Below are 9,687 nucleotides of genomic sequence, written 5' to 3'. Positions count from 1 at the left end.
CGCTTGCCGACAAAACAAACGGAGGAAAAAACCTAATAATTGGATGAGATTACAGCAAGTTAGGGAATGGAGGGCTTAAAGTTGATGCGTATAGGGCGGAAACTTTTTCGCCCCTGCTGGTTTTCAGGATACATAAAGTTAACACGCCATCACATTTAACCTCCCTGCAAAATAACCGTCATTCAGTTGTCACACTCCTTTCATAAGCTGATGAGATATTATGAAAGGAGTGCAACCTATGACCGCCGCTATTCACCACGACACCCACCAAAAACGCCCTCACCTGCCACAATTGCGAGTAGAACTCGCCGCCACCCCCGCCGATGTGTACGCATCCCAACGCCTGCGCTACGAAATCTTCGCCAAAGAACAAGGCGCACAATTAGAAAGTGCTGCGGAAGGTATCGATCGTGATCATTACGACAACTATTGTCATCATCTGCTAGTGCGCCGCACTGATAATAATGAAGTGGTTGGCTCCACCCGCATTCTCACTACCCAGAATGCGCGTCAAGCAGGCAGTTTTTACTCTCAAAACGAATTCGACCTGCGTGGCCTGTTTCCGCAATTAAAGGGTAATGCGATTGAAATCGGGCGCACTTGCATCCACCCCGACTTCCGCAACGGCGCGGGCATCGGCATGTTATGGCTGGGTTTAGCCCAATTCATGGAAATGCACTGCGTCGATTTCATGTTCGGGTGCGCCAGCATCAGTATGAATGATGGGGGCGCACAAGCCTCGGCGATTATGCAGGAAGCACGTGCTAACAACCTTGCCCCCGTCGAATTACGCGTCAAACCACTGATGCACTTACTGCCAGCACAACCTGCGGCCAAAGTTAATATGCCGCCGTTGCTCAAAGCCTACCTAAAACTCGGCGCGTGGGTAGCGGGCGAACCGTGCCTCGACCCCGATTTCAACGTCGCCGACATTTTCATCTTGCTGGACGCGAACAACCTGAACACTCGTTATCACCGCCATTTTGTGCAAGGCAGTTTGCAACGTCGCCCGGTCAGTGACGTAGGTTTATTGCAAGCGGCATAAAATCCGTAATTATCTGTAACAATAGTGTCATATTACGCGCCTACAATCCGGGGCGCGATCTTTCAACCTGACCGAACAATCCCAATCAGGAGTTTTCATGAGTACCTTGGGTATCTTGCTGACGCTAACGGTGCTAGCGGCATTCAGCTATTACATCGGCCGCAAACGCTCACTCGCACTCGCCACCCCGGTAAAGCGTGGCGGTAACGACCTGCATTCTTTGCCTAGTTACTATGGTTATCTGGTAGTGATCTGGGCAATTATTCCCGCTTTGTTGGTATTTGCCTTATGGTCAAGCTTGGAAAAACCACTGTTAACCTCCAGCATGATGTCACACTTGCCTGCGGAATATCAGAGTAAATCGGCGGATGAACTGAGTCTCACCACCAACCGTATTCTCAATATGGCAAAAGACCCGACGCAACTGGCAACGGCTGAACCGGTATTCAAAGCGGCGGCGGAAGACTACCAGCAAATGCAATCCACAAGCCAAACCATCAAAACGTTACTGGTGTTGGCATTGGCGATTGCGGGGGTATTCATTGGGTTGCGTCATGTAAAACCCAAAACTCGCGCCCGTAATCAAGTGGAACGGGTATTACAATTTATTATGATCGGGTGCGCCTCTATCGCGATTTTGACTACTGTGGGGATTGTGTTCTCGGTCTTATTTGAGTCCTATCGCTTTTTTGGGCAAGTGCCAGCGACTGATTTCCTGTTCGGGACACACTGGAGTCCGCAAACCGCACTGCGGGCGGATCAGGCAGGCAGTTCGGGTTCATTCGGGGCGATTCCGCTGTTCGTGGGTACACTGTTGATTTCCGCCATTGCCTTGCTGATTGCCGTACCCTTAGGTCTGATGTCGGCAATTTACTTGTCTGAATATGCCGGGCCTAAATTGCGTGCTTACGCCAAACCAGCAATGGAAATTTTGGCGGGTATCCCTACCGTCGTTTACGGCTTCTTCGCGGCACTCACGGTTGCCCCGTTTATTCGTGAACTAGGTGAATCCATCGGTTTAAGTGTGGCCTCCGAAAGTGCCCTGGCTGCTGGGGTGGTTATGGGCATTATGATTATTCCGTTTATGTCATCGTTATCTGATGACGTTATCAATGCGGTTCCACAAGCCATGCGTGACGGCTCCTACGGCATGGGTGCTACCAAATCGGAAACCATCAAACAAGTTATCCTGCCTGCGGCATTGCCGGGGATTGTGGGCGCGTTCCTATTAGCCGCTTCACGGGCTATCGGTGAAACCATGATTGTGGTCATGGCAGCAGGTCTAGCAGCTAATCTAACCATTAACCCCTTGGAAGCGGTCACGACTGTTACTGTGCAAATCGTCACCTTGCTAACAGGCGACCAAGAATTCGACAGTGCCAAAACCTTGGCGGCATTCGCGCTGGGCTTAAGCCTGTTTATTGTTACTTTGATTCTGAACGTGGTGGCGTTGCATATCGTGCGCAAATACCGCGAACAATACGATTAACCGGGAGCAACTGTCATGAGTACGACGACTGAACGAGTTAAAGCGACCCTAGGGAAACGCTACGCACGCGAAAAACGCTTTCGCTTCTATGGCTTGGCTTCAATTGCGTTGAGCATTTTGTTCTTGGTGATTTTGCTGGCTGACATTATTGGTAAAGGCTACCCCGCATTCACCAGTACTTATATTAAGCTGGATGTGCAATTGGATGCGCAAACCTTGGGTGTTACCGCCGATTCCACCCCAGAACAATTACGCACCGCCAATTACAATGCAGTGATACAAAACAGCCTGAATACGCTGATTCCCGGTGTAACTGAGCGCAAGGAAAAGAAAGCCCTTAAAGATTTAGTGAGTGGCGACGCGAAGTATGAACTGCAACGCATGGTGGCGGATGATCCGACCTTGATTGGTACTAATCAATCCGTGTGGGTGTTGGCCGATGACGATATTGACACCTATTACAAGGGTAATATCGACCGCACCCTGCCAGAAAGTGATCGCCGCATCAAGGACTTCCAATTGGTTTGGCTGGATAAACTTGAGGCGGATGGACGCATCGAGAGCCAGTTCAACAGCATTTTCTTCACCCGTGGCGATTCACGTGAACCGGAAGAAGCGGGGATTTTGAGTGCGTTGATCGGCTCATTCTACACCTTGCTAGTGACACTGGCATTGTCTTTCCCGATTGGGGTGGCAGCAGCGTTGTATCTGGAAGAGTTTGCGCCTAAAAACAATTTCTGGGTGGATTTGATCGAGGTCAATATCAATAACCTCGCCGCTGTGCCTTCCATCGTGTTTGGCTTGCTGGGCTTGGCGGTGTTTATCCAGTTGTTTGGCGTACCACGTTCTGCACCGTTGGTGGGCGGGTTGGTATTAACACTCATGACCTTGCCGACGATTATCATTGCAGCACGGGCGGCATTGCGGGCAGTGCCACCATCCATTCGTGAAGGCGCGTTAGGGATCGGCGCATCCAAGACCCAGACCGTGTTCCAAAATGTATTGCCGCTGGCAATGCCCGGCATTCTCACTGGCACCATCATCGGCATGGCACAAGCCCTCGGTGAAACCGCACCGTTGCTGATGATCGGCATGATTGCTTTTATTATGGATGTACCAAGCAGCGTAACCTCACCGTCCACGGTATTGCCTGTGCAAATTTACTTGTGGTCTGACAGCCCGGAACGTGCTTTCGTGGAACGCACCTCAGCCGCGATTATGGTACTGCTGACATTCTTGGTGTCGATGAACCTGCTCGCCGTCATACTGCGTAAACGCTTTGAGCGTCGCTGGTGATCCCGAATCATCATAGTGTGTGACTATTAACCTAAATTCCCTTACCCTTTAGAATGTGAAGGTGAACCCGATGACTGAAGCGACAATTGATATGACAACGACAGCCTTACCTAAAACCAATACTGTTACCAGTGGCGGACGTGAAGAATTTGCCCACACCATCAGCGGAACCATCGGCAAGCCGTACTTAGATGGCAAAGACGCGAAATTCTTCTGTCGTGGTGTAAACGTATTTTACGCAGGCGAAAAGCAAGCGATTTTCGATGTGAACATGGACATCGGGAAAAACGAAGTGATTGCCATGATTGGCCCTTCCGGTTGCGGTAAATCCACCTTTCTGCGTTGCTTGAACCGCATGAATGACACTATTCCGGGTTGCCGTGTAACTGGCGACCTCAAGCTTGACGGCGAAGATATTCACGACAGAGAGCAAGACCCGGTACTGCTCCGCGCCCGTGTTGGTATGGTGTTCCAGAAACCCAACCCGTTCCCGAAATCCATCTACGACAACGTGGCATATGGCCCGCGCCTGCATGGTCTGGCAGCTAACCGCTCCGAACTGGATGAGATTGTGGAAAGCAGTCTGCGTAAAGCCGGTTTGTTTAACGAAGTCAAAGACCGCCTGCAAGCACCCGGCACGGGGCTTTCTGGTGGTCAGCAGCAACGCCTGTGCATTGCCCGCACTATCGCTGTCAGCCCAGAAGTGATCCTGATGGATGAACCCACCTCTGCGCTTGACCCGATTGCGACTGCAACTATCGAAGAATTGATTGACGAATTGCGAGCAAGCTTTACTATTTGCATCGTTACGCACTCAATGCAACAAGCAGCGCGGATTTCCCAACGCACTGCTTACTTTCACTTGGGATATCTGGTTGAATTGAACGACACTAAAACCGTGTTCACCAACCCACAACACCAATTAACTGAAAATTACATTACAGGCCGCTTCGGCTAAGGCGGCAATGGGGTATGAACGACATGAACACTACACAACACACGTCCCAGCAGTACAACCACGAGCTGGAAGAAGCCCGTAGCAAACTGATGACAATGGGCGGCTTGGTCGAAAGCCAAGTCACCAACGCCATCAAAGCCTTGCTAGATCGTGACAGTGCCTTAGGCGAAAAAGTCGCGTATTCCGACCATGAAATCAATGCAATGGAAATCATGCTCGACGAACATTGCGCCGAAATCATTGCGCGTCGCCAGCCTGCCGCCAGCGATTTGCGTTTGCTGATCACCATTATCAAAGTTATTACCGACCTTGAGCGCATTGGTGACGAAGCTGAAAAAGTCGGGCGTTACGCAGTGGAAATGGCAGAAACCCCCACCTACGGCGATTTGCACAATGCGCTGCGTCACTTGGGCGAACACGTCAAAGTCATGTTGAGCGATACGCTGGATGTCTTGGGGCGTTTGGACGTTGCCCAAGCCATGCAAGTAGTGAGAAACGACCAGCAAGTCGATGAAGAGTTCGATTCCATTACGCGCCAGCTCTACACCCGCATGTTGGAAGACCCACGCAATATCAAAGACAGCCTGAATGTCACTTGGTGTGCACGGTCACTGGAACGAGTCGGCGATCACTGCAAAAACATTTGCGAATACGTGATCTATTTGGTGAAAGGCAAAGACGTGCGCCACACTAATATAGAAAGCATCCGCGAAACGTTGTTGGGTGAGTAAGTTGGTGTACCCTATAGGGTTCTTCACTCCATGAAAAAACGCATTCTGTGCATTGAGGATGAAGCCGCGATTCGTTCCATGATCCGCTTTTCACTGGAGCGTGAAGGTTACATGGTGCAAGAAGCCGCTGATGCGCGGGCTGCGCGTGATGTGGCAGCAGACCAGTTACCCGACTTAATGTTGGTGGATTGGATGCTGCCAGATCTTTCCGGCCCCGAACTCATCCGACGGTTTCGCAGTGACCCGTTAACCCGTGACATTCCCATCATTATGCTCACCGCCAAAAGCGAAGAGGATGACATGATCCACGGGCTGGATGCAGGTGCGGATGATTACCTGATTAAACCCGTGTCGCTCAAAGCCCTGAGTGCGCGGATCAAAGCCCTGTTGCGCCGCTCCGATGGGTTTGATGAACAACGCATCATCAATGCCGGACGCTTGCAACTTAACCAAGATGCACACCAATTACGCATTGACGGCGCATCCGTGCATCTCGGCACGACCGAATACCGCCTGCTGGAATTTTTCATGCAACACCCCGAAAAAGTCTATTCCCGCGCTCAATTGCTGGATTTCGTCTGGGGTCAAAATACCTATATCGAAGAACGCACCGTTGATGTGCATGTGCTACGCTTGCGCAAAACTTTAAAGACCTTTGCCGCCGATAATGTGATTCAAACCATCCGGGGCGCAGGCTATTTGTTCAGTGCTACCGAAACAACAGGTGAATAATGGTCGTGGATTATTGGAGCGTCGAGCGTTACCGCTTTGGCCTAGTCATTGGCTGTGGCGCATTAGTCGCGTGGTTTACTCCCTATCCTCTGATCATTATGTTGCTGGTGTTACTCGGTTATATCGGCTGGATGTTACAAAAATTGTATCAACTGCAACGTTGGCTCACCAATGGGCAAAAGCCCGAAGAAATGCCCGATAGCGATGGCGCATGGGAACAAATTGCTTACCTGTTCCAAAAATCGCAGCAAAAAAGTGCCGAACGCAAACGCAAACAACAAGAGTTACTCACCCGTTTTGATAATGTCTTGTCGGCGTTGCCAGATGCTGCTGTATTGCTGGATGCTGACAACCACATTCAATGGGCGAACAAATCCGCCGCTAAACTACTAGGCGTGCAGGACGCTGCTGACCGTGGTAAACGCATTGACACCTTGCTGCGCAACCCAGATTTGCATAAATTGCTGGAAGAAAACAGCGAACGCAAAATCACTTTTCCCTCGCCACGTCATAGCAATCTGACTTTGCGAGCGCGGTTATTGCCATTGCAAGGCGGCTCCCGTGTATTAAGTGTGCGCGACATTAGCGAAGGCGTGCAATTGCAAAAAACCCGTAAAGCGTTCATTGCCAACGCTTCCCATGAATTACGTACCCCGCTGACGGTGCTAACCGGCTATATCGAGTTGTTTGAGCAAGACCCGGAATTGCCGGAGTATTTACTCGGCCCCTTGCAGCAATCCCGCGAACAAGCCGCCCGAATGCAGCAAATCATCAGCGACATGCTGGCCTTGTCACGGCTGGAAAGCCAGGAAACCACACCATTGATGGGCAACCGGATTGATGTACCAGCGATGCTGGAAAGCAGTATCCAAGCCATCCGTGACACCTTGGCCAGCGATACACACCTTTTAGAGACCCAAATCGAACCCGATTTATGCGTGTGCGGCTCAGAAAAAGACATTAACAGCGTCATTACCAACTTGCTGGCAAATGCGGTGAAACATACCCCCGCTGGCACAACCATCCGCATTCACTGGGAAAGTACTGACGATGGGCAAGCGTGTTTAAGCATTATCGACAACGGCCCTGGGATTCCTGAGAAGCACTTACCACATTTGACCGAACGCTTTTACCGCGTGGATGAAGGGCGTTCGCGTGCCAGCGGCGGCACTGGCTTGGGCTTGGCGATTGTGAAGCATGTGATGCAGTGGCATAACGGCAAGCTGACGATTACCAGCAAGCCGGGGAATACCGAGTTTAAGGCGTGTTTTCCGGCAAAGCGGGTGTTGGATTAAACCGACGTTCTCGCAGCCAACCACCGCACTAACATCGCCCGTAATTGCGCCACATCAAACGGTTTCGCCAAATAGTCGCTCATCCCACTAGCGAGGCAATGTTCACGGATTGTGGTCGAGGCGTGAGCGGTCATCGCAATAATTGGCAAGGTTTGCCAACGCGGATCGGTACGCAGTTCACGGGTCAACGCATCGCCCGTCATCCCCGGCATCTCAATATCCATCAACACCAGACCGAAGTTATTTGCCATTAGTGCCGCCAACGCTTGTGTAGCATTTTCCGCCCGCTCGGTAACGCAACCGAAAGTACGCAACAGCTCAATACTGATCATCGAATTCAACGCATCATCATCCACCACCAGAATCCGCGCTCCCGTCAGTAAACGCTGCGCTGCTTCACTGGATAGCGCCTCCGCCGCATCAGGCAACACAGTAGATGCTGCTTCACACTCAAAATCAGCACAAAAAGCAAATTCGCTGCCCACACCAGGAATGCTTTCCACCGTAATCACGCCGCCCATCAATTCCACTAAATGCCGACTGATCGATAAGCCCAAGCCTGCGCCTTTCACCGCCTCATGCTCACCCACATCAATCCGCACGAATGGCTCAAACAAGCTATCGCGCTGATTTGCCGGAATCCCGATCCCCGTATCACGCACACTGAATTGCAACCGAACCTTAGACGTCACCTGCGATTGCAAGCTCACATGCAAAGAAACGCTGCCCTTATTAGTAAATTTAACCGCATTAATCAGCAAATTATTCAGCACTTGGCTCAAGCGCAGCGGATCGCCCACCAATACCGCCGGAATGTTGTCTTGCACCTCTAGGCGAAACGCCAAGCCCTTGCCCGCGATAGGTTCTTGCACAATATGCCGGACACTTTGCAGAATCCCCTGCACATTGAACGGCACAGGGCGCAACACCACCTCCCCCGCTTCGATGCAGGAAAAGTCCATCACATCTTCCACAATTCCCAGCAACAACCGTGAGGAGCTATGCAATTTTTCCGCGTAATCCCGCTGCTTACCCTGCAAACTTTCCTGTTGCAGCAATTGCGCCAAACCTGTGACCGCATTCAACGGCGTGCGGATTTCATGGCTGATATTGGCAAGGAAAATGGATTTGGCGCGAGTCGCCGCATCCGCTTGCTCTTTGGCTTGCTGCAACTTTTGTTGGGTATCCACTTGCGTGGTAATGTCCATGATCAGCCCTTCCAGCATCAACGGTGCACCATTTTCCGCCCACTCCACGCAATGCCCTTGATCCCACACCCAACGCCACGAACCCTCCCAATGCTTCATCCGGTAGGTCAAGCGAAACGACTGCCGTTCTTGCAGTGCCGCCGTGATGTCATCCCACACCTGTTGTTGGTCTTCGGGGTGTATAAAATCGTTGAGAGCAGCCCCTTTTTTTCCTTGCAAGTAGTTAGCAGGGCAACCGGTGAGTGCTTCACAGCCGTCACTGACAAATTCCATCGTCCATTCACGATCATAGCGGCAACGGTAAGCCATGCCCGGTAGGTTTCCAATTAAGCTTTGCAGGGAACGCTGGCTTTCTTGCAACAACAGCTCCACGTCTGCCTGAGCTTGCATGGCTTGTTGCAACAAGGTGTTTTTTTCCTGCAAATGCCCGTTGAACCACGCCACTAAGCCACTGGCGATAAACCCCAATAGCGCGACCACCCCAAACCCGCCCAATACCCACCACAACCAGCGGTAATCAGGCTTTTGATCAGGGTCATAGATAAAGCCATCTAACTTGCTGGTGTCTTTTACCATCCCCAACTTGACGAAGGTATCCGCCATACGCCGCCTATACGCATCAACTTTAAGCCCTCCATTCCCTAACTTGCTGTAATCTCATCCAATTATTAGGTTTTTTCCTCCGTTTGTTTTGTCGGCAAGCGGTTGAAGAAGCGAAGAGTTTTGCCAGTTGCTTGAGGCATTTTATCAAGCTGCGTCGCTCAGCGATGCAGGCGGCAAGATGGGAAGCCTGTTCCTGAATGGCTTGAACACCTTTGGTGAGGCTGCGCTGGGGTATTTCCCACAATCCGGTGAGCATGATCCAGTGTTGGATGAGGATAATCAGTAATTTGACGTAGATTTCACACAAAATTCGCCATACGTTGGCACTTC

The 9,687-nt window shown here is 51.2% G+C and carries 9 protein-coding genes; 8 read left to right on the top strand and 1 reads right to left on the bottom strand.

The annotated features are described in order from the left end of the window. Positions 1–238: 238 nt before the first annotated feature. From BLV87_RS18675 to phoR, 7 genes are all read left to right on the top strand, one after another. Complete coding sequence (locus tag BLV87_RS18675) at positions 239–1,045, top strand: GNAT family N-acetyltransferase (protein ID WP_093071152.1); 807 nt, start codon at positions 239–241, stop codon at positions 1,043–1,045. 97 nt (positions 1,046–1,142) lie between these two features. Beyond that, positions 1,143–2,534: a phosphate ABC transporter permease subunit PstC gene (pstC, locus tag BLV87_RS18670; protein ID WP_093071150.1), complete on the top strand. Its 1,392-nt coding sequence runs from the start codon at positions 1,143–1,145 to the stop codon at positions 2,532–2,534. A 15-nt stretch (positions 2,535–2,549) separates the two neighbouring features. Next, positions 2,550–3,830, top strand: coding sequence for a phosphate ABC transporter permease PstA (gene pstA / locus BLV87_RS18665; protein WP_093071149.1), 1,281 nt, complete (start codon positions 2,550–2,552; stop codon positions 3,828–3,830). 70 nt (positions 3,831–3,900) lie between these two features. After that, a complete protein-coding gene (pstB, locus tag BLV87_RS18660; protein ID WP_175518076.1) occupies positions 3,901–4,788 on the top strand; it encodes a phosphate ABC transporter ATP-binding protein PstB in 888 nt (295 codons plus the stop codon). A gap of 23 nt (positions 4,789–4,811) precedes the next feature. Further along, positions 4,812–5,519 (top strand): phosphate signaling complex protein PhoU, encoded by a 708-nt coding sequence (gene phoU / locus BLV87_RS18655; protein ID WP_093071153.1) that lies wholly within the window; start codon positions 4,812–4,814, stop codon positions 5,517–5,519. Between the two features lie 30 nt (positions 5,520–5,549). Further along, positions 5,550–6,251: a phosphate regulon transcriptional regulator PhoB gene (gene phoB / locus BLV87_RS18650; RefSeq protein WP_093071147.1), complete on the top strand. Its 702-nt coding sequence runs from the start codon at positions 5,550–5,552 to the stop codon at positions 6,249–6,251. Next, on the top strand, positions 6,251–7,546 hold the full coding sequence (gene phoR, locus BLV87_RS18645) for a phosphate regulon sensor histidine kinase PhoR (RefSeq protein WP_093071145.1): 1,296 nt from the start codon (positions 6,251–6,253) through the stop codon (positions 7,544–7,546). Before phoB ends, phoR begins: the two co-directional genes overlap by 1 nt. Here the strand turns inward: phoR and BLV87_RS18640 are convergent. Then, positions 7,543–9,357, bottom strand: a complete 1,815-nt coding sequence (locus tag BLV87_RS18640) for a PAS domain-containing hybrid sensor histidine kinase/response regulator (RefSeq protein ID WP_093071143.1) — start codon at positions 9,355–9,357, stop codon at positions 7,543–7,545. The two genes, phoR and BLV87_RS18640, sit on opposite strands and share 4 nt — an antisense overlap. Positions 9,358–9,484: 127 nt before the next feature. Between BLV87_RS18640 and BLV87_RS19630 the strand changes: the two genes are divergently transcribed. Continuing rightward, on the top strand, positions 9,485–9,643 hold the full coding sequence (locus tag BLV87_RS19630; RefSeq protein WP_175517813.1) for a hypothetical protein: 159 nt from the start codon (positions 9,485–9,487) through the stop codon (positions 9,641–9,643). Positions 9,644–9,687: the final 44 nt, after the last annotated feature.

The organism is Thiothrix caldifontis (genome assembly GCF_900107695.1).
Classification (GTDB): domain Bacteria; phylum Pseudomonadota; class Gammaproteobacteria; order Thiotrichales; family Thiotrichaceae; genus Thiothrix; species Thiothrix caldifontis.
Note: the sequence above shows the minus strand (reverse complement) of the source record. Positions and strands in the feature narration are given on the sequence as shown.

Bases quoted from the DNA above. Each gene is read 5' to 3' on its own strand.
- phoB (WP_093071147.1), top strand. From the start codon at position 5,550: ATGAAAAAACGCATTCTGTGCATTGAGGATGAAGCCGCGATTCGTTCC.
- pstA (WP_093071149.1), top strand. From the start codon at position 2,550: ATGAGTACGACGACTGAACGAGTTAAAGCGACCCTAGGGAAACGCTAC.
- pstC (WP_093071150.1), top strand. From the start codon at position 1,143: ATGAGTACCTTGGGTATCTTGCTGACGCTAACGGTGCTAGCGGCATTC.
- phoR (WP_093071145.1), top strand. From the start codon at position 6,251: ATGGTCGTGGATTATTGGAGCGTCGAGCGTTACCGCTTTGGCCTAGTC.
- phoU (WP_093071153.1), top strand. From the start codon at position 4,812: ATGAACACTACACAACACACGTCCCAGCAGTACAACCACGAGCTGGAA.
- BLV87_RS18675 (WP_093071152.1), top strand. From the start codon at position 239: ATGACCGCCGCTATTCACCACGACACCCACCAAAAACGCCCTCACCTG.
- BLV87_RS18640 (WP_093071143.1), bottom strand. From the start codon at position 9,357: ATGGCGGATACCTTCGTCAAGTTGGGGATGGTAAAAGACACCAGCAAG.
- pstB (WP_175518076.1), top strand. From the start codon at position 3,901: ATGACTGAAGCGACAATTGATATGACAACGACAGCCTTACCTAAAACC.